Source organism: Kushneria phosphatilytica (genome assembly GCF_008247605.1).
In the GTDB taxonomy this organism is placed as follows: domain Bacteria; phylum Pseudomonadota; class Gammaproteobacteria; order Pseudomonadales; family Halomonadaceae; genus Kushneria; species Kushneria phosphatilytica.
The window spans coordinates 687540-707763 of sequence record NZ_CP043420.1 but is presented as its reverse complement, the minus strand read 5'-3'; the positions used below and the strand labels follow the sequence as shown (position 1 = coordinate 707763).

19 protein-coding genes and 1 riboswitch are annotated in these 20224 nt (G+C 59.0%); of the genes, 5 read left to right on the top strand and 14 right to left on the bottom strand.

Annotated features, from left to right (window positions below; all coding sequences use genetic code 11):
- Positions 1–46 precede the first annotated feature (46 nt).
- Entirely contained in the window at positions 47–1675 is a 1629-nt protein-coding gene (locus tag FY550_RS03085) for a ribonucleotide reductase N-terminal alpha domain-containing protein (RefSeq protein WP_070981614.1), read from the top strand.
- A gap of 363 nt (positions 1676–2038) precedes the next feature.
- A complete protein-coding gene (locus FY550_RS03080) occupies positions 2039–2380 on the top strand; it encodes a hypothetical protein (RefSeq protein ID WP_070981612.1) in 342 nt (113 codons plus the stop codon).
- A gap of 51 nt (positions 2381–2431) precedes the next feature.
- Here FY550_RS03080 and FY550_RS03075 read toward each other — a convergent pair whose 3' ends face one another.
- The 11 genes from FY550_RS03075 to crcB all read right to left on the bottom strand — a co-directional run bounded on the left by FY550_RS03075 (position 2432) and on the right by crcB (position 12515).
- A complete protein-coding gene (locus tag FY550_RS03075) occupies positions 2432–3550 on the bottom strand; it encodes a 5-(carboxyamino)imidazole ribonucleotide synthase (RefSeq protein ID WP_070981609.1) in 1119 nt (372 codons plus the stop codon).
- A 36-nt stretch (positions 3551–3586) separates the two neighbouring features.
- Positions 3587–4087, bottom strand: a complete 501-nt coding sequence (gene purE, locus FY550_RS03070; protein WP_070981607.1) for a 5-(carboxyamino)imidazole ribonucleotide mutase — start codon at positions 4085–4087, stop codon at positions 3587–3589.
- A 122-nt stretch (positions 4088–4209) separates the two neighbouring features.
- Positions 4210–4650, bottom strand: coding sequence for a VOC family protein (locus tag FY550_RS03065; RefSeq protein ID WP_070981605.1), 441 nt, complete (start codon positions 4648–4650; stop codon positions 4210–4212).
- Positions 4651–4854: 204 nt separating this feature from the next.
- A complete protein-coding gene (locus tag FY550_RS03060; RefSeq protein ID WP_149054349.1) occupies positions 4855–5580 on the bottom strand; it encodes an extensin-like domain-containing protein in 726 nt (241 codons plus the stop codon).
- Between the two features lie 289 nt (positions 5581–5869).
- Positions 5870–7540, bottom strand: a complete 1671-nt coding sequence (locus tag FY550_RS03055; RefSeq protein WP_070981600.1) for a BCCT family transporter — start codon at positions 7538–7540, stop codon at positions 5870–5872.
- Positions 7541–7720: 180 nt separating this feature from the next.
- A complete protein-coding gene (gene pstB / locus FY550_RS03050) occupies positions 7721–8659 on the bottom strand; it encodes a phosphate ABC transporter ATP-binding protein PstB (protein WP_084388289.1) in 939 nt (312 codons plus the stop codon).
- Positions 8660–8683: 24 nt separating this feature from the next.
- On the bottom strand, positions 8684–9520 hold the full coding sequence (pstA, locus tag FY550_RS03045) for a phosphate ABC transporter permease PstA (RefSeq protein ID WP_070981597.1): 837 nt from the start codon (positions 9518–9520) through the stop codon (positions 8684–8686).
- A gap of 16 nt (positions 9521–9536) precedes the next feature.
- Entirely contained in the window at positions 9537–10484 is a 948-nt protein-coding gene (gene pstC / locus FY550_RS03040) for a phosphate ABC transporter permease subunit PstC (protein ID WP_084388288.1), read from the bottom strand.
- Between the two features lie 107 nt (positions 10485–10591).
- Positions 10592–11638, bottom strand: coding sequence for a phosphate ABC transporter substrate-binding protein PstS (gene pstS / locus FY550_RS03035; RefSeq protein ID WP_139148772.1), 1047 nt, complete (start codon positions 11636–11638; stop codon positions 10592–10594).
- Positions 11639–11781: 143 nt separating this feature from the next.
- Positions 11782–12120: a DUF190 domain-containing protein gene (locus tag FY550_RS03030; protein WP_070981595.1), complete on the bottom strand. Its 339-nt coding sequence runs from the start codon at positions 12118–12120 to the stop codon at positions 11782–11784.
- Positions 12117–12515 carry a fluoride efflux transporter CrcB gene (crcB, locus tag FY550_RS03025; protein WP_070981594.1) on the bottom strand — a complete coding sequence of 133 codons (399 nt, stop codon included), beginning with the start codon at positions 12513–12515 and terminating at the stop codon, positions 12117–12119. The genes FY550_RS03030 and crcB overlap by 4 nt, the downstream gene beginning before the upstream one ends.
- A gap of 100 nt (positions 12516–12615) precedes the next feature.
- Positions 12616–12696, bottom strand: a riboswitch (Fluoride riboswitch).
- Between the two features lie 84 nt (positions 12697–12780).
- On the opposite strand from crcB, the gene FY550_RS03020 reads away from it, so the two are divergent.
- Both FY550_RS03020 and FY550_RS03015 read left to right on the top strand, forming a co-directional pair.
- Positions 12781–13620 carry a CvfB family protein gene (locus FY550_RS03020; protein ID WP_070981592.1) on the top strand — a complete coding sequence of 280 codons (840 nt, stop codon included), beginning with the start codon at positions 12781–12783 and terminating at the stop codon, positions 13618–13620.
- 116 nt (positions 13621–13736) lie between these two features.
- Positions 13737–15431, top strand: a complete 1695-nt coding sequence (locus FY550_RS03015; RefSeq protein WP_070981590.1) for an NAD-dependent malic enzyme — start codon at positions 13737–13739, stop codon at positions 15429–15431.
- A gap of 110 nt (positions 15432–15541) precedes the next feature.
- Here FY550_RS03015 and FY550_RS03010 read toward each other — a convergent pair whose 3' ends face one another.
- Positions 15542–16963, bottom strand: coding sequence for a sugar porter family MFS transporter (locus FY550_RS03010; protein WP_070981588.1), 1422 nt, complete (start codon positions 16961–16963; stop codon positions 15542–15544).
- A gap of 281 nt (positions 16964–17244) precedes the next feature.
- Positions 17245–17709 (bottom strand): Lrp/AsnC family transcriptional regulator, encoded by a 465-nt coding sequence (locus FY550_RS03005; protein ID WP_070981585.1) that lies wholly within the window; start codon positions 17707–17709, stop codon positions 17245–17247.
- A gap of 103 nt (positions 17710–17812) precedes the next feature.
- Here FY550_RS03005 and FY550_RS03000 point away from each other — a divergent pair, with 103 nt between their 5' ends.
- Complete coding sequence (locus tag FY550_RS03000; protein WP_149054348.1) at positions 17813–19297, top strand: aminotransferase class V-fold PLP-dependent enzyme; 1485 nt, start codon at positions 17813–17815, stop codon at positions 19295–19297.
- A gap of 127 nt (positions 19298–19424) precedes the next feature.
- Here FY550_RS03000 and FY550_RS02995 read toward each other — a convergent pair whose 3' ends face one another.
- Positions 19425–20108 carry a nucleoside/nucleotide kinase family protein gene (locus tag FY550_RS02995; protein WP_070981583.1) on the bottom strand — a complete coding sequence of 228 codons (684 nt, stop codon included), beginning with the start codon at positions 20106–20108 and terminating at the stop codon, positions 19425–19427.
- Positions 20109–20224: the final 116 nt, after the last annotated feature.

The window sequence follows — 20224 nt, the reverse complement described above, 5'->3', positions numbered from 1 at the left end:
GGTCATACTACCCGTTCCTCGTTTCACCAGCCACAGGGAGCCGACGATGAGCCCTCATTCATCTTCGTTGGGCAGCCACAGGACCGCCGGCGCCCGAGATTTCATCGATACTCTCATGCAGGGTATCGAAGCGGGATGGCTCGAACCGCAGCTGACCCGTTTCGATCTGCCCCGCCTGGCTCGGGCAGTGGCACAATGCACCACTCACCCCTTTGGCAGCATCGATAACCGGTCGTTCCGGGCATTTCCCGAAGAAACATCACCCGGGTTGCTGATGCGCGTGGCGATGGGGCTGGCACGTCACGAATCCCATCCCGACGAACAGGCACTCACCTTCTTTACCCTGATGAGCAATGGCGAGTTTCTGCCCGCTGCCCAGGTGTTGCGTCATGTCGGCACATCCTCGGCACCGACCCTGGAAGGCATAATGACACTGGCCACTCCCGGCGCTTGCAATTACACCAGCAAATGGTGTTCGGGGGATACGCTGGACTGGTCATCACTCGCTGCCGATACCTGGCCACCCTCATTTGCCGGATGCTGTATCGGCCTGAATGTCTGGCATGCCGACCTGGAGACTTTCCTGACCGGGATCGTGTCTGATCCGACCGTCACCACTATGCTGTGGCTACCCGATCTGTTCATGAAAAGGCTGGCGGAAGACGGCAACTGGACCCTGCTGCCACCCCATCAGTGTCCGGAACTGAATGGACTTTACGGCGCCGCCTTCGAGGCGCGATATCTGGCACACGAGCAACGGGTTGCCCAGGAACCCGGTCTGCCTCACGAGTGTGTCCGCGCCCGTACGCTATGGCAACGGCTCTTGCAGCTCTTGAGCCACAACAGCGGTCCGGGACTGATGTTTCGCGATACCTGCAACCTGGCCAGTCTGCAGCGCCATGCCGGCATGATACATGGGCCCAGCGCGGATGGCGCCCTGCTGCTGAACAGCGATGCCGATACCGTGGCAACGGCTGTGCGAGGCATCATCAACCTCGAGCGCCACCTTGACGGGTCACATGTTGACCACAAACGGCTGCAACATACCGCTCGGCTGGCCGTGCGCATGCTCGATAACGCCATCGAGCTGCTGGCCCCCGATGCTCGATCAGGTCATACGCTGTGCCACTACCGCTCACAGGGCATTGCGCCCGGTGGTGTTACTGCTGCGCTGGACGGTATCGATGCCGCCCCCTCTGATCGATACTCATCACTTGAAACCCTCATCAGCCATTTCGCGCATGCCATCATGCGAGCCTCACACCAACTGGCCTGCGAGCGCGGCCCCTGTCCCGCTTTTCATGGCTCGCTCTGGCAGCAGGGCGCTCTGCCACAGGACGCTGCACGCATGATCCGGCATGAGCGCGGAGATCAGTGGTGCGACTTGCCGGCTGCCGAGGAAACCCTTGCCACCGAAGCGTTACGACATGACATTTCACGAGACGGTATCCGTAATCTCGCCCTGATGGCCAATGGCCTTGCCCCTGACCTGACGCAATTACCGATTCCTCTTGAGGGCGAAGAACTGTCACTGGAGGAAACGGCCCGGCTCCAAAGCGAATTCGACCAGGCCTGGGCGATCATGCCACCGCTGATAGAGCGCTCGGCCGAAGCACTCGATTATTACATCTACAAGGCCTGGCGGCTGGGGCTTCGCTCGCTGACTCTGAAATGAAGGCATCGGCAAGGCCATTGCACACGGCCGCCGAAGTCGTCGCTCGATTCGAATTTTTGCGTTCCAGAGTTAGCCGCCATAGCCAGGCCAGAGTGTTCATGTTATCGGAAATTACCGACATCTTGAGAAAAAGATATTTATTAACAATGATTTATTCAATCGTTGTCAAAAGAGCATGAAGCCGGTACAAACAGAAACACCCCGGCGTTGGCGCGCCGGGGTGTCATGAAAAGCACGTCGAAAGTTGGCGCTTTCACGTGCCGAGCAGGCGATGGCCTACCCACTGGTGATTAAAGTTTGACCGCCATCCCTGTTCGAGTCAAGGCAATCAAGGACTTAACCGATCGACTCGGGAGGGAACAGATGTCCGTTCAGCTTAACGCCTATATCGTGACCTGTACTGTAGCGCCGGAAACCCGGCGTTTCGAGCGCATCGAGCGCGAACTCGATCGCTGTGTTTCGTGGACCGCCTTATCTGCAACCACCTGGCTGGTCGCTACCGAACAATCCGCCGAACACCTGATGCGCCAGTTGAGATTGCATGCCGAAAATACCGAAGCCGTCTATGTCATGGGCATGGCGGATCCCATGGAAGGCTACGGACCACAGCGCATCAATCAGTGGCTCAATCGTCACGTTCCCCGGGACAACGTGGTACCGCTGCGGGCAGTCAACCGCAGCGACTCAAGCCTTGCCACGCACTGAGAAAGTGGCGCCCGTTACATCGAACGCCCCGCACTGCGGGGCGTTTTGCGTTCAGTCATGCTCGAAACTGAATGAGACGGGCGGTGCCTCGGGCAGACAGGTCACGCAGGTTCGTACCCGCTCCAGCAGCGTGGCATGGTCATTGGCCACGACATTGACATGGCCAAGCTTGCGACCGGGCCGCTCGCTCTTGTCATAACGGTGCAGATGTACATCAGGCAGTGACAACAGCGCCCTGGCATCGGCTTCCCGGCCAATCATGTTGATCATGCAACTGGGCAGGCGCGCCTCGGTGCTGCCCAGCGGCAGCCCTGCCACGGCACGCAGATGATTCTCGAACTGACTGGTGACAGCGCCATCCTGGCTCCAGTGACCGGAGTTGTGCACCCGGGGCGCCATCTCGTTGGCCAACAGCTGGCCATCATGGGTCTGAAACAGCTCCAGGGTCAGCACGCCGACATAATCAAGCGCCTCGAGTAATGACTGGATATACGCATTCGCCTGCTGCTGGGTCGAAGCCGCCAGGTCCGGCAACGGTGCCACCGAATAGCGCAGAATGCCTTCGACATGCTGATTCTCCGCCATCGGATAGCAGCGCACCTCACCATCGCGACTGCGCACAGCGATGATCGACACTTCGCGCACGAAATCGACCATTGTTTCCACGATCAGCTGCGGATGGCCAATGCGGTGCCAGGCCGCCTCGGCTTCATCAGGATGCCGCAGCACCGCCTGCCCCTTGCCGTCATAGCCCTCTGTGACCGATTTGGCGACGACAGGCGCCCCCAGTTCTTCGGTAGCGGCGCACAGTGCTTCAGCACTGTCAACCAGTCGATATTCGGGCGTGGGAATAGCGAGCCGATCAAACAGGGCCTTCTCTTCGCCACGATGCTGGCATATCTTCAGCGCTCGGCTACCGGGCAATACGGGCTTGCGTGTCTCGATGAATTCCACCAGATCCAGCGGCAGATGTTCGAACTCGAAACTCACCAGATCGACCTGTTCAAGAAAGCTCTCGACCTGGGCACGCTCCGGATCACTGATCACCTCACCGATGCCGGCACTGGGCGAGCCGGTCGTATCATAAAATACAAACCGCTGACCCAGTGGCATACCCGCCAGGGCCAGCATGCGACCCAGTTGTCCTGCTCCGAGAATTCCGATGCGCATGACGCGAGGTTCCGTTATTCGTGTAACTTGGGTAGATCAGGATGATGACGAGGCTCGAGGGTCAGGCTGATCCATTACCTTCTGGCTCTGCTCGGCACGAAAACGCTCGACGGCTTCGCGAACACTGCTGTCATGTGTGCCAATGATCTGAGCCGCCAGCAGCCCGGCATTGGTTGCACCGGCCTTGCCAATGGCCAGCGTACCCACGGCAACTCCTCCCGGCATCTGTACGATCGACAAAAGTGAATCAAGGCCATTGAGCGCCTTCGACTCCACCGGCACCCCCAGTACCGGCACTGGTGTGCGCGAGGCCACCATCCCCGGCAGGTGCGCCGCACCACCAGCGCCGGCGATGATCACTTCAAGACCCCGCTCGGCAGCCTGCCCGGCGTACTCGAACAGCAGCTCGGGCGTGCGATGAGCGGAGACAATGCGTGTTTCGCATGCCACACCCAGCTGTTCGAGCATATTGACGGCGTGCTCCATGACCGGCCAGTCCGATGTGGAGCCCATGATCACCCCGACGCGTACCTGCATGATGCGATCCCGTAATTCGTGTCAGCGCAACGACCGCATGACCGCGGCCGGAAAACCGAGCAGCATACCGTCAAGTGAACCACCGAGAAAGAGCTGAAACCACTTTCGACCTGGCACACGCGTCAGGCGTGCTGATGCGCCATCTCGGCCCCTGCCATCACGGCATCGAGTCGTTCTGCATACGCAAAACAGAGCTTGTTGCCTTCCGGGTCTCTGGCATAAGCCGCATAAAAATCCGGACCATAATTGGGTCTCAGATCAGGCACACCCTCGCTGAGCCCGCCATGATCGACTACCCGTCGCCAGGCCAGATCCACTGCCTCCCTGGAGGGCGCCGAAAAGCTCACCTGACTACCGTTGCCCCAGGTGGCCGGCAGCCCGTTCCAGGGATATTGCAGAATGAACAGCGGCCACTGGGTACCGGGACGGCGCCAGATGACATCCGGAGGTCCGCCGTCACTGACAGATTCCAGCCGCACAAGACCGAGCGGTTCGAGGATATGGTCGTAGAAAGCGGCCAGCCGCGGTAGATCTCGCGCGCCAAGCTGGATATGGCTGAACATGCACGGTACTCCTTTCGTCCGTAATCGGGCCCTGCGTGCTGCTTATTATGACCAGTAGATCACCCCGGTGTTACGGGACTTGTGTGACAAACGGTGAGCGAGCAGCATTATCACGCTCGCAAATGCCTTCCATGAAGGTCACATCACTGCGTCCCGCCTTTTTCGCTGACGCAGTCAAAAACTCCTGTCCTGCCAGGCTGCGCCTCAACGACAGACACTGAACCCATCCACGCCGAGATGGAAGTGATTGGCGTGAGCAGCGTTGTATCCCGGACCCAGTACAGTGGAGAACTCCTGGCAGGCCCCCTCATGAATGCGATGCAGAAAACGGCTGCGTCGATCATCATCCGAGTGCTTCGCCCAGTTTTTCTGCACGCTGACAGACGTACCGTCCGCCAGCCGAAAGGCAGCAATATCAAGCGCTTCGGCCGTCGCATGCGCACTGCGTCGAGCATCCTTGCGATGATAGATATTGCGACAGGCGAAGCTGCCATAGTGGATGACATGGCGTACCGGGGCATCGAAAAGGTCCCGGGCAGCCGGCTGCAACTGATGTCGCTCGAAACGCAGCCAGGCGACTGCCAGCGGGCAGGACGCCAGAAAGGAGTGGTTGAAATCGACGCTGGTTGAACGAATGCGTACAGCATGATGCAGCTGGCATTGACCGATGGAGGGGCTGCCTACCGCCCGATACGCCACTTCACCGGCCCGCCGAGCCTGCTCCAGGGTGGCCCGGCATGCCTTTGGATCGTGCGCAATGCGTTCGCGTTTGATTCGAGTCAACAGGGATGGCGGATCATCAACATGCAATGGGGCAAACGGATTGTAACGCCGAGGAACGTCTCGCCACGGCCAGCCTTCCCAGTGTTGCCAGAGACCGGCCAGAAAAACGCCAGCCGCAACAACAATCATCAGCAGGAGATAGCGCATGTCATCTCCCTCTATCGAAAATAGTCATATCCCTTAACCAGCAGTCGCCCTGCTCCCGGGCACCAGTTATACAGACAAAAAAATCCCGCGTAGGAGGTACGCGGGACAGGTGGGGGTGTTGCAATGCATCAAGGATGCAGGAAACGAAGCATATCCGGGTCTGGCGTCCCGGACGAGAATCAATATACTGCGACATTCATTAACCTGCTAATTGTTAGAATGCATCATTCACATTGCCTCTTCCTATCAGCATGTACCGGGGCAGCGCTGCCACCCCGGTTGCACGGAGTTACTCATCCCCGGAGCTGGTACCGCCACGGAAATTGATCTGACGATTGCGAATGGTCCCCGGTGAGCGCCGAATACGCTCCTCATGGGTCCCCGAGAGTTCATCAGCCTCGAAGGCATCTGCCCCCACCGGGGTATCACCATGCTGACGATAGAGATTACGCAGCATCGCCCGACGATCGGCCCGCAGCTCCTTGAGGATCATGTAAACCATGCCATAAACAATCAGCGTGAAAGGTAGCGCCGAGACCACGGCAGCCGACTGCAAGCCGGACAAGCCGCTCTTGCCCCCTGCCGTAATCAGGATCAGACAGATGGCCGCGATCAGAATCCCCCAGGTCACCTTCTTGTACATCGGCGGATTGAGCGACCCCTTGTCGGTCATCTGAGCAACGATATAGGCCGCCGAATCTGCGGAAGTGACCAGAAAAATGAAGATCAGCAGCATGGCGATCAGCGAGATCACAAACGAGAACGGCATCAGGTCCAGCATGTTGAACAGAGCCGTGGTGATATTGTCGCTGGTTGCCTGCGCCAGGTTCGTCCCCTGGAAGAGATCCATGTGCAGCGCGGCACCGCCGAATACGCCAATCCACAGACAGGCCAGCAGCGGCGGCACGACCAGAACCCCAAAAACATACTCCTTGATGGTACGCCCCCGCGATACGCGAGCCACGAAAGTCCCCACGAACGGCGACCAGGCAATCACCCAGGCCCAGTAGAACACGGTCCAGCTATCGACCCAGCTGGAATCGTTGTAGGGCGACAGGCGCAGACTCATGATGAAGAAATTCTGCAGATAATCACCAATGCCGAGAGTAATGGTTTCCAGGATGGCAATCGTCGGCCCGGTAATCAGGACATAGAGCATCAGCCCGATGGCGAGTGCCATGTTGAGATTCGACAGGCGCTTGATGCCCTTGTCGAGCCCGGAAACTGCCGAAGCCATGTAACAGACGAACATGGCAAACAGGATGATGGCCTGCCATTTGAAGCCTTCGGCCACGCCGAAAACGGCATGAAGGCCGCCGTTGATCTGTAGCACGGCCAGTCCGATCGACGTCGCCACACCCATCACCGTGGCGACTACGGCAAAGGTATTGAGAATGCCGCCGGCGAGTACTCGACCGCGTCCCAGTTTTGCTGTCAGCGGTGACATGACCGTAGAGACCAGACCACTCTGCCCCTTGCGAAACTGGGTATAAGCGATGATCAGCCCGACCACCGAGAAAGCGGCCCACTGGTGTACACCCCAGTTGAAGAACGCATACTGGATGGCATAACGCGCGGCCTGAGGGGTACCGCCTTCCATATCGCCATAGGGCGGATTGGCGAAATGCGTCATCGGTTCGGCCATGCCGTAGAACACCAGCCCTACCCCGAAGCCGGCGGCCAGCAGCATGCTGACCCAGGAGAAAAAGCTGTAGTTGGGCTTGCTCTCCTGAGGGCCGAGCCGAATCTTGCCGTATTTGCTGAATGCCAGCACCAGCAGAAAGATCACGAACCCGAATACCGAGAACATGTAGAACCAGCCAAACAGATGCGTGACACCGTTCAGTGCTGCAGAAGCTCCTGCGCTGAAGCTATCGGGAAAGATGGCCCCTATTGCTACCAGGATCGCAATCACGAGTGCCGAAGCGATAAAGACACGCTGACGTGGAGGAATGGCCATGAAGCGCTGGCTCCCCTTTCGTTTGAATGATCGTCACCAGTCTAGTCAACTCCCTCCAGACGTCACGATGACACCATCGTCATGCGTGATTTGCTGAAGGGTCGACCGGGCCCGGATGAAAAAGGGACGCCTGGTGGCGTCCCCTCTTCCCCGAATTAATCCTGGATTATCCGGAAGAATTTATCCATAACGACCTGTTATATAGTCTTCGGTCTGCTTGTTGGCCGGATGGGTAAAGATGGTATCGGTATCATCACACTCGATCAGCTCACCCAGATACATGAAGGCGGTAATATCCGAGACGCGAGCCGCCTGCTGCATGTTGTGAGTGACGATCACGATGGTGTAGTCACGCTTGAGCTCGTTGATCAGATCTTCAATATACCCCGTGGAGATGGGATCGAGTGCCGAGGTCGGCTCATCCAGCAGAATCACCTCAGGCTTGACCGCGATGGTACGGGCAATGCACAGGCGCTGCTGCTGACCACCGGAGAGCGCCTGACCGCTCTGCTTGAGCTTGTCCTTGACCTCGTCCCACAACGCCGCCTTCTTCAGCGCCCACTCCACGCGCTCATCCATATCACGCTTCGAAAGGCGCTCGTAAAGCTTTACCCCAAAGGCAATATTGTCGTAGACCGACATCGGAAACGGCGTGGGTTTCTGAAAGACCATGCCAATACGGGCGCGCAGCAGATTGACGTCGACCTTGCGGTCGAGGACGTTCTGCCCATCCAGCAGCAACTCGCCCTGGGTCTTGAGCCCCGGGTAGAGATCGTGAATACGATTGAAGCAGCGCAACAGGGTCGACTTGCCACAACCGGAAGGCCCGATAAAGGCCGTGACCTGATTGGCCGGGACCGCCATGGAGATGTTTTTCAGCGCCTGGAAATCCCCGTAATGGAAATTCAGGTCGCGCACCAGCAACTTGGCTTCATGCTGCGCCTGCTCACTGCCCGAGGAGCTCGTTTCGTTACGGGCGCGGGTCTCATCGCTGCTTTCCGGTGTCGAAGCCGCAGCGTGATCGCCATCGTGCGCCTGGCGTGTGGTGGGGCGCTCACTGACCGGAGTGGAGCTGCCCTCGACAGCGTTGGGCGCGGAGCGTGCTTGAGTTTGGGTCATGTCAGGACTCCCGAGCCTGATGGTTCATCCTTTTCTGGCGGAAATGAAACGCGCCAGGATATTCAGAATCAGTACGGCGGCCGTCAGGATCAGTGCCCCCGTCCACGCCAGATCAACCTTGGCTGGAATGAATGAATTGATGGTCATGTTCTGGTAGAGCACCATCGGCAGGTTGGGCATCTCGCTGTTCAGGTTGAACACCCACTGGTTGGAGTTGAGTGCCGTGAACAGCAGCGGCGCCGTCTCCCCGCTGATACGGGCACAGCCCAGCAGAATCCCGGTAATGATGCCGGCCTTTGCTCCGGTATAGCAGACCCGGATCACAACCCACCAGCGATGTGCCCCCAGGGCCGATGCTGCTTCGCGCAGGGTGCCTGATACCAGCAACAGCATGTCTTCGGTCGAGCGGATAACGACCGGAATAATCAGCACCATCAGCGAGGCAGCACCGGCCCATCCCGAGAAGTGGCCCATCGGTAGCACGATGATGGCGTAGATATACAAACCGACAATGATCGATGGTGCCGACAGCAATACGTCATTGATGAAACGTATGGTGTTGGCCAGATGCGAGCGGCCGCCATATTCAGCCAGCCATGTGCCAGCGGCAATACCAATGATCGAGCCCCCGACAGTGGCCAGTGCAGTCATGACCAGACTGCCCAGAATGGCATTGCCCAGTCCCCCACCCGACATCTGGGTACGCTCGAAGAAAACACTGGGCGAAAGAGCCGGCAGCCCCTGAATCAGCAGCGACACCAGGATCATCAGCAGCCAGGCAATACCAAAGAGGGCAGCAGCAAGACACAGCACCATCACGAAGCGATTGAGTCGGCGACGGCGTTGATAAACGGGATTCATCGCGTTTCTCCTCGGCTCAGGGAGCCCGATTCTCGATACGTCGCAGCATCAGACGAGCGATGGCCAGCACGATAAAGGTAATCACGAACAGTACCAGTCCCAGCAGCAACAGGGCCGAGCGCTGCAGACCGTCCGCTTCGGGAAACTGGTTGGCAATCAGAGCGGCAATGGAAGTGCCCTGTCCGGTCAGCGTGGGCGACAGGAACAGATTGTTCCCGATGACGAAAGTCACTGCCATGGTTTCCCCGAGCGCACGGCCGAGGCCGAGAATGACACCCCCGACAATCCCCCCGCGAACGGATGGAAAAATGACATTGCGCACCACTTCCCAGGTGGTGCAGCCCATCCCATAGGCAGACTCACGCATCATCGCTGGCACTGTCACCATGACGTCACGGGTAATGGCGGTGATAAAGGGAATGATCATGATCGCCAGAATCAGCCCTGCTGTCGTCAGTCCGGTACCGGCCGGAAAAAGCGTCGGGAAATGCTCACGCAGGAAAGGACTGAGCACCTCCACCCCCCACATGCCATAGATGATCGAGGGTACCCCGGCCAACAGCTCCACCATGGTCCCCAGTACTCGGCGCAGGGAGACCGGACACAGCTCGGTCAGAAAGATCGCGATACCCAGCGACACAGGTACAGCAATAATAATGGCGATAATCGAGGTCACCAGCGTGCCATAGATAGCGGGCAACGCGCCGAAGTGTTCGATATTGGCGGCCCAGCGATCACCGGTGAAAAAGGACCAGCCCAGCTCCTGTAGCGCCGGCCAGCCGGCCACTATCAGCGACGCCATGATGGTGCCCAGCAAGGCCAGCACGGCGAGCGCCAGCGTCAGTGTTCCTTTCTCGAAGATCCTGTCGATGATGCCATTGCGCCTGAGCGCGGCCTGTTCACGCGCGTTGGCACCCAGCAGATCCTGCTGCTGACTGGCGCTGACACTACGAGTAGAAGTCATGGCATCCCATCATCGCTGAAAATACTCTTCGCATTATTGCCGGAGAGATATGGAAAAACGGCTGCGGGCATATTGCCCGCAGCCTCCTCGACAGATCAGCGGCGAGCTTACTGCTGCCAGACCTGCTGGCCATTCGGCCCCTTGATCTGCGACCAGATTTCCTTGCGCACCATATCCGCCACGTTCTGTGGCATCGGGATATAGTTCAGTTTGGAAGCGGCCTCACCCCCGTTCTTGTACGCCCAGTCGAAGAAGTCGAGCGCACGTTTGGCTGCATCAGCATTTTGCACCTTGGTGTGCATCAGGATGAACGAGGCACCCACGATCGGCCAGCTGTTGTCACCCGGCTGGTTGGTCAGCACCAGGTACAGGCCGGGCGCGTTTTCCCAGTCAGCATTGGCAGCAGCTGCCTTGAAGCTGTCGGGATTGGCCGTCACGAAATTACCGGCCTTGTTCTCGAGCTGGGCCACGTTCAGGTTGTTTTCGGTCGCATAGGCAGACTCGACATAACCGATCGCCCCATTGGTGCTGCCGACCTGGCTGGCCACCCCTGCGTTGGCCTTGGCGCCGACACCACTCGGCCACGCCACGGATTTGCCTTCGCCGACATTATTGGCGAAATCTTCGCTGACCTGAGTGAGGTAGTGAGTAAACAGGAAATTGGTGCCCGAGCCCTCTGCACGATAGACCGGCGTAATCTGCTGATCCGGCAGGTCGAGGTCAGGGTTGAGCCTGGCAATGGCATCATCGTTCCAGCGGGTAATCTTGCCCTGGTAGATATCGGCCAGCGTCTTGCCATCCAGCTTCAGCGCGCCCTTGTCGATGCCTTCAATGTGTACGACCGGCACGACACCGCCCATGATCTGCGGCCACTGCACCAGATGGTTCTTCTTGAGCTCATCAGGCTTCATGGGGGCATCAGAGGCACCAAAGGTTACGGTCTTCGCCGTGATCTGCTGAATGCCGCCACCTGAACCGATCGCCTGGTAGTTAAGGCCGATATCGGTCTTGTCCTGATAGGCATCGGCCCACTGGGAGTAGACCGGATACGGGAAGGTTGCCCCGGCACCGGTGATTGTTTCAGCCGCCGTGGCCGAGGTAGCGCCCAGTACCAGCGAGGTAGAGAGCAGAGTGGCTGCAACACGCTTCAACATGACTTGACTCCTTGAGACCTTGCCCTGCGATAAGAGAGGCTTCGCCTTTCCGGCTGGACACAAGCTAACAAGGCAATATGTCAGTTTTATTGCAGCCCTCGGCCCGAGACAAGGAGGCAGATCGAAATCGCTCCGGCGCTCGATCAGCCTTCGTCTGCACGACCCAACTGACCGTACTCGACCGCCCGACGCAGAAAGAAGACCTCAATGCCGGCCTGGTCCACGGCATCGATCAGCTGCTCGGCGCGATCACCTTCGAGTACGTACATCAGCTCCACCGGCTGGTCGGCCAATTCGAAGAAATGCGCCGAATGGACATGGCCATCAAAACCGCTGCCCAGGGCGTCGTCACGGCGTGTCACCCGAGTGATCCCCATTGATTCGGCAGTCGCCACAACGGCGTCAATTGCCGTGCGATGACCATGTCGACGTGACTGTGGCGCGATGAAAATGACCTCGAATCCCTGATGTCTGCTGCTCATTTCGCGACTCCCATTATTTGACGAATGGCGACAAGGGTGGCCATGCCCAGCCCGGTCATGATCAGCGACCCTGCCACATGAATACCGATTCCGGTCAGCGCCATGCCGTAACGGCCGGCCTGCAGATTCGAAAACATCTCGGCAGAAAAGGTGGAGAAGGTGGTCAGTGCGCCCAGAAAGCCGGTCACAATGAACATGCGCCATTGAGGGGAAAGTTCAGGCAGCGCCGCAAACAGGGCGATGGCAATACCGATCAACCAGGCACCCAGCAGATTGGCCACCAGAGTCCCCGGAGGAATGGCAGGAAAAAGCGAGTTCAGCCCCAGGCCCAGCAACCAGCGCAGATTGGCGCCGAGTGCAGCGCCAGCACCAATGGCAACCATGGATAACCACATGAATTCTTTTCCTCCGACGATAACGGACTGAATATTTCGCTCGTCGAAGCACGCACCTGGCGCAGGTAGGAATCTCCTGCCTGCAGACGCACTTCGGCTGCGTACTGCAGGCATCATCAATCACGGACGTGATGGTTTGAATACGGGCGCATTCGGGAGGCATGCCATCTCCCTTATCAATTTTTGCCACACTCGCGAAGCGGGCACAAGTCATCCCCCGCAATGCGGTAGAATAAGACTCTGATTCAACCAATGGAGACCGGTCATGCTGCAGATGGGCCGCTTCAATACACTGAAGATTGTCAGACAGGTCTCCTTCGGGCTCTACCTCGATGGTGATCGCTTTGGCGACATTCTTCTCCCCCGCCGCGATATGCCGGCCGATAATGACTGCCGTATCGGCACCATGCTGAGCGTATTCATCTACCTGGACAGCGAGGATCGCCCGATCGCCACTACCCGGCAGCCGGCGATTCAGGTAGATGAGTTTGCATCACTCAAAATCATCGAGCGCACCCCGGTAGGTCTGTTTCTCGACTGGGGCCTGCCCAAGGATCTGCTGCTGCCGCATTCGGAAGTCCGTGGACATCCCGAACCGGGTGATCACAGACTGGTGCATGCCTATCTGGATGAGCGCACCCATCGTATTACCGCCACCATGCGCCTTAACCGGCATCTCGATCTGGTGCCACCTCGCTATGACAAGGGGCAGCCGGTTGAACTGCTGATCACCGGCCCTACCGATCTGGGCTTCAATGCCATTGTCGATAACACCCATACCGGGCTGTTGCACCACTCGGAAGTCCATCAGCCCCTGCGGACCGGCATGCGCATTCAGGGTTATATTCGCCGTGTGCGCGATGATGGTCGAATCGATCTCGGGCTTAACCCGCCACGCGAGCAGATCGCCGATGCCCTGGGCGAGCAGATCATGGCACGTCTTGAGAGCGGCGGCGGCACCCTGGCCATCAGCGATCGCAGCTCACCGGAGCTGATCAAGCAGACCTTCGGTGTCAGCAAGGCCACCTTCAAGAAAACCATTGGCGGTCTCTACAAGCGCCAACTGATCCTGATCCACCCGGACCGGATCGAGTTGCGCCGCTGATGGCAACGGCCCTGCTGAAGGTAGTCTTTGCCATTTGGCAGGGTCATCTCCCGTGACGGTTCGTTGCGTTATACTCGATGCCGTGTGTTTCAACTTCCCATGCTGTGAGTCGTCCCATGTCGCAGACCTCGTCCCGCCCGCTTTATATCGTCCACTCCGGTCCCACGCTGCTCGAAACGCCGCTTCTCAACAAGGACAGCGCCTTTACGCTCGAGGAGCGGGTGGCCTTCAATCTGGTGGGACTGCTGCCGCAGAATATCGAAACCATCGAAGAGCAGGCCGAACGCGTCTATCAGCAGTACCGCCTGCAGACCACTGACCTGGATCGGCACATCTATCTGCGCTCGATCCAGGACAGCAACGAAACGCTCTTCTTCCGCGTGCTGGAAGAACATCTCGAGGAAATGCTGCCGATCATCTATACCCCCACGGTCGGTGAAGCGTGCCAGTCCTTTTCACAGATCTACCGCTCACATCGCGGACTGTTCATTTCCTACCCGCACCGCGATCACATCAACGATATTCTGCACAGCGCTACCAAGGACAACGTCAAGGTAGTCGTTATCACGGATGGCGAGCGTATCCTCGGCCTGGGCGATCAGGGCATCGGTGGCATGGGTATCCCCATCGGCAAGCTCTCGCTCTACACCGCCTGCGGGGGCATCAGCCCGGCCTATACGCTCCCGGTCGTGATCGACGTCGGCACCAACAACCCCGATCTGCTCGATGATCCGATGTACATGGGGTGGCGCCATGAGCGGATTACCGGAGATGAGTACTACGATTTTGTCGATCAGTGCATTCAGGGCATCCGTCGCCGCTGGCCGAATGCCATCATCCAGTTCGAGGATTTTGCCCAGGCCAACGCCATGCCTCTGCTGAAGCGCTACCGCGATGAAGTCTGCTGCTTCAACGATGACATTCAGGGCACCGCCGCAGTCGCACTGGGCACCCTGCTGGCTGCCTGCAAGGCCAAGAACGAGAAGCTCTCCGAGCAGACCATCAGCTTCGTCGGCGCCGGTTCCGCCGGCTGTGGTATCGCCGAACAGATTGTCGAGGCCATGCAGGAAGAAGGGCTGAGCGAAACCGAAGCACGCCGCCGCATTTACATGATTGACCGTTATGGCCTGCTCACTGACGACATGACCAATCTGGTCGATTTCCAGCGCCAGCTGGTGCAGCGTCGGGAAGATCTCTCCGATTGGGATACGGATGAAGAAGGCGATCTGGCCCTGATCGATGTGGTGCGCAATGCAAAACCCACTATCCTGATCGGCGTTTCCGGCCAGCGTGGACTGTTCAGCGAAGAAGTGATCAAGACCATGCACCAGCACTGCAGCGCCCCGCTGGTGATGCCGCTCTCCAACCCCACCTCACGGGTCGAAGCCACACCCAAGGACATCCTCGAGTGGACCAACGGTGAAGCACTGGTCTCCACCGGCAGCCCGTTCCAGCCGGTCACGGTCAACGAACGCCGCATCCCCATCGCCCAGTGCAACAATGCCTATATCTTCCCCGGTGTAGGCCTGGGCGCCATTGCCGTCAACGCCTCGCGTATCACTGACGGCATGCTGACGGCAGCCGCACGCGCCCTGTCAGACTGCTCCCCTGTAGCCATTGATGGCTATGGGGCGGTTCTGCCACCGCTGTCTGACATTCAGAGCGTCAGCCGAACCATCGCGTTTGCTGTCGCCAAACGGGCCCAGGAAGACGGGGTGGCCCTGCAGAGCAGCGATGAGGATATCAATCAGGCGATAGAAGCCAACTTCTGGCTGCCTCGCTATCGCCATTATCGTCGCGCTTCCTACTGATCGGCTGCCCGACAGCCCCATGAAAGCAAAAGGACCGGCCCTGACAAGGGACCGGTCCTTTTTTATCACACCATCCCGGCAGAGTGAGCGCGCCTCACTCGCCGCTTCTGTCAGCGCGTGGTGCCAAGGGCACTCGCCTGCTTGTTATGACGATCCTTGGGATAAAAGGTGCCAGCCTTGAGGTCCGCTTCGATCTGCTCAAGGGTCCGCCCTTTCGTCTCGGGGATATAACGCACGATGAACACCAGTGCCAGCACGGTAATCAGGGCATAGAGCCAGAAGGCCCCGGAAGTCCCGAGCGCATTGATCAGCGACAGCGTGGTCAGACTGACCAGCAGATTGAATATCCAGTGGCTAAAGGCACCGACACTGGCCCCCTTGCCACGCACGAACAGCGGATAGACCTCGGCGTTGATCAGCCACAGGCAGACCCCGAAACTGCAATTGAGCGCCATGTAGATGGCCAGGCAAGCCACCAGTACCCACTGACCGACGCCCGATTCGGGTGCTCCCCCCAGGAAAAGGGCCCCCATGATCACCAGCGCCACGGCGGAGCCGGGCACCATCCAAAGCAGGAAGCGCTTGCGTCCGATACGGTCGACCATGAAGATGCCGAATACCGTGGCCAGATTGATCATGACAGCGCCACCGATCGCCGCCAGCACGGAGGCGCTTTCATCAAAGCCGGCGTTACTGAGGATAGTGGGCGCATAGTAGATGATGGCGTTATTGCCGGTGATCTGAGAGAACATGGCAATACCGAACCCGGCAATCAGTGCCGGCCGGATCCAGTCACTGAACAGATCCCGCCAGGTACCTTCGGGTCGCGCGGCGACCTCCTTGATTTCACTGATTTCCTGGCGCGCCTCGTCACGACTCTGACGCACGCGTTCGAGAATGCCCTGCGCCTGCTCTTCCCGACCATGACTGATCAGCCAGCGGGGACTTTCAGGCAACAACAGCATCCCCAGCATCAGGATGACCGCCGGAATCACACCCAGTCCGAACATCCAGCGCCACTGTTCGCCCAGGCCGTAACCCACCAGATAGGCCACCAGAATGCCGAAGACCACCATGAACTGGAACATCACCACCAGCTTGCCCCGGTGAGCCGGTGGCGTCACCTCGGCGATATAGACCGGGATGATCTGGGTCGCGCTACCGGCCGAAAGCCCGAGCATGAAGCGAGCCGCAATCAGCACGCCGACACTCGGCGCCAGTGCCGAGAGAATCGAACCGGCGCTGAAGACCAGTCCGACCAGTACGATGGACCAGCGACGCCCCAGCCGATCCGATAAGGGTCCGGTGCACAGACACCCTACCAACGCCCCGCAAATGATTGCACTGGTGACCACCTGCTTGAGGGTATCGTCAAGGGCGAACTGTTTCGACAGCCCCAGCAGGGCCACACCAATGATGCCGGTATCATACCCGAACAGCAGGCCACCCAGTGCCGCAATGATGGACACCAGGATCACCAGGGTTCTGCCGCCGGGCCCACGTTGTACTGCCGAAGCAGAGGACTGGTTCATGAGTTGCTCCCGCAAGGCTGAATCGTTTCAGCATACAATTTAAAGTGACTTTAATTTTCAAAACAGACTGACAAGCCTAGTTAATCATCCCCGGTTTGCGCCAGACCGATTCGACCAACCGCCAGGCAGCGCTGCCCGAACATGACCGATACGCGGATTGTGGCGCATGAAATCGCCGCCAGCGTGAGGCCGGACCGCACCTTCCCTGCCCATAAGCGACACTGAAAACAAAGCATGGACCGGGATGGATCATCAACCGAAGCCATACGACAACAGCATTATCACAACGCCAGCGGGCGATCCTCGGCCAGCACCTCCATGACGAAACAGGAGGTCACGGTATCGATCTCGAAACCGTCGATCAGACGCTGGTAGACCCGATCGAAGCTGGCAATATCTCGGGTGACGATCTTGAGCAGGTAATCGTAGTCGCCGCTGATGCGATAAAAGTCGCTGACTTCCGGAATGTCGAGAATGTGTGTGCGAAAGGCGGCGAGCCAATCGGCAGAGTGGTTGCGGGTACGGATCATGGTGAACACAACCAGGTCGATACCCAGCGCCTCACGCCCCAGTACCACTCGCGTGCCACGGATCACCCCAGCCGCCTCAAGCTGTTTCATGCGACGCCAGCAGGCATTCTGGGAGAGGTGAATACGCTCGGCAACCTCGCGCTGGGCAAGCGCCGGATGCTGCTGCAGCGTACGCAGGATGGCAAGGTTATATTGATCCAGCTTGACGCTTGTCATTCGTTCAAAACCTGCATTGTTAATGTTATTCGCTGTGTATCTTACAACCCATAAGCGATGAGCGCTGCCGTATCATGGTTTTTTACCGATCAGAAGACCCCTCATGCTCACGCTACAGACTTTTCGGGCATCACTTGAACGTGCTGATATCGTCGAGTATCTGCGGGCCGGGCTGATCGGTGATGAAATCGGGATCGATACGCCATTCGGTCGCCGCCGGCTGCTTTACGCCGACTACGTTGCCTCCGGCCGCGCGCTGCGACAGGTCGAACAGTTCATCAGCGAGCAGGTGCTCCCCTTCTACGCCAATTCGCATACCGAGGCCTCCTTCTGCGGTCAGGCGATGACCCGGCTGCGCCAGGAAGCGCGTGAAATCATCCGCGAACAGGTCAACGGTGCAGGCTGCCATGTCGTCTTCAACGGTGCCGGCGCAACCGCTGGCATCAACCGGCTGATCGGTCTGCTCGATATTGCTGATCGCGTTCGTTGCGGTCAGCGGATCACGGTCCTGATCGGCCCATACGAACATCACTCCAATCTGTTGCCATGGCGTGAGAGCGGCGCTGAACTGATCGAGATTCCCGAGGCAACAGGCGGTGGACCGGACCTTGGGATACTGGACAGGACGCTCACCGCCAAAATCGATAGCGATCTGCTCATCGGCAGCTTCTCGGCCGCCTCCAATGTCACCGGTACGCTGACGGACGTCGATACCGTCACCCGCTGCCTGAAGCGTCATGGTGCGCTGGCGATCTGGGATTATGCCGGTGGCGCCCCCTATCTACCGATGGATATGGCGCCAACCAGGGAGAGCGAGAAGGACGCCATCGTCTTTTCACCGCACAAGTTTATCGGCGGTCCGGGGGCGTCGGGGGTACTGGTCTTCCGCGACAGCGTCGTCCATACCAGCGCACCCACACTGCCCGGCGGCGGCACGGTCAGGTTTGTCTCGCCATGGCAGCATCACTACAGCGAGCGCGTCGAGGCCCGCGAAGAAGGCGGCACACCCAACGTCATCGGCGATATCCGCGCCGCACTGGTGCTGCTGGTCAAGGACGCCATCGGCACCGATGTCATTCTCGAGCGCGACACCGAACTGCGACATCGGGCGCTGGCGTACTGGTCCGGGATTGTGAACCTGCACCTGCTGGGCAATCTCGATGCACCGGCACTGCCGATCTTCTCGTTTCAGGTCGTCGACCATGACGGCCTGCCGATTCATCATCAGCTGTTCACCCGCATGCTATCGGACGTCCACGGTATTCAGGCCCGCGGCGGCTGTGCCTGTGCCGGGCCCTATGCCCACCGGTTGATGGAGATCGATGACGTGGCATCCAGTGCACTCATGACACGACTCGAGAACGGCGATGAGCTGGCCAAACCCGGGTGGGTGCGACTCAATCTGAGCTATCTGCACAGTGATGATCAGGTCGAGCGAATTCTCGCCGGCGTCGCCGAGCTCTCACGTCATGCCAACGAATGGGCGCAACACTATGAAGTCGAGCCGAGTACCGCCCGCTTTCACGCCAGCGTTGACTGTACGCAACAGACAGCCCCCGAGCATGCAATCCGGCCACGCTCTCAATGAATGGCGACACGCCCCCATCGACTGTTCCCGGGAGTACCATTCATGCCACTGTTATGCCCTTGCTCGCACCCCGGGCAAGCTTTGCCATCCAATGCCGGCGTAACCGCCGTCATGTCCCTCTCAACGGCTACCGATCAGCAAAAGCGATCCCTGTTTCATGCCAGCACAACCGTCGATCGGCCCGATGCGCCACGGCCTCGACGCGCTCGGCATTGGGGCGGTCAGTCGACGCAACCCACTCCCGAGCCTGGGACTCACTGCGACCGAACCGCATATGCCGCTCTACCAGCCACTGCTCGCGCAATCCGGTCTCTACGTCCAGAAACCAGACCTCATCAAGCAGAGCACGCACCTGCGGCCATGCCCCCTCTTCCAGCAGCAGGTAATTCCCTTCGGTGATCACCAGCGGCACTTCGTCCGCTACCGCGATACTGGCGGCAATGGGCTCCTCGATGTCTCGAAAGAAGTCGGGAGCAAAGACCGTGCCGCCTGATGCATTCGACTGGCGCAGCCGTTCAAGCAGCGCCCGATAGCCGCCGGTATCGAAGGTGTCCGGTGCGCCCTTGCGCTCGCTACGCCCCAGACGGGCCAGTTGCCGGTTGGAGAGATGGAAGCCATCCATTGGCACATTGCATGCCTGCTCACCCAACCGGGCCACCAAACCTTCAGCCAGGGTTGACTTGCCCGACCCCGGCGCACCGACGATGCCCAGCAGACGACGATGCCCCTTCTCCAGCATGGCCCTGGCCGCCCTGACAACTGCTTCGTCGATCAGTGCATCGTTGGCCGTGGCGTTTTCCGGTTCCTTCATGCCCTGCTCCTTCACTCTCGGCAACGGTATCCGTACATCGTACAGTGCATGCATTAAACCGGGCACCGTACGACAGACATGAAAAAACCGGCCCACAGGGGGCCGGTTTCACGTCG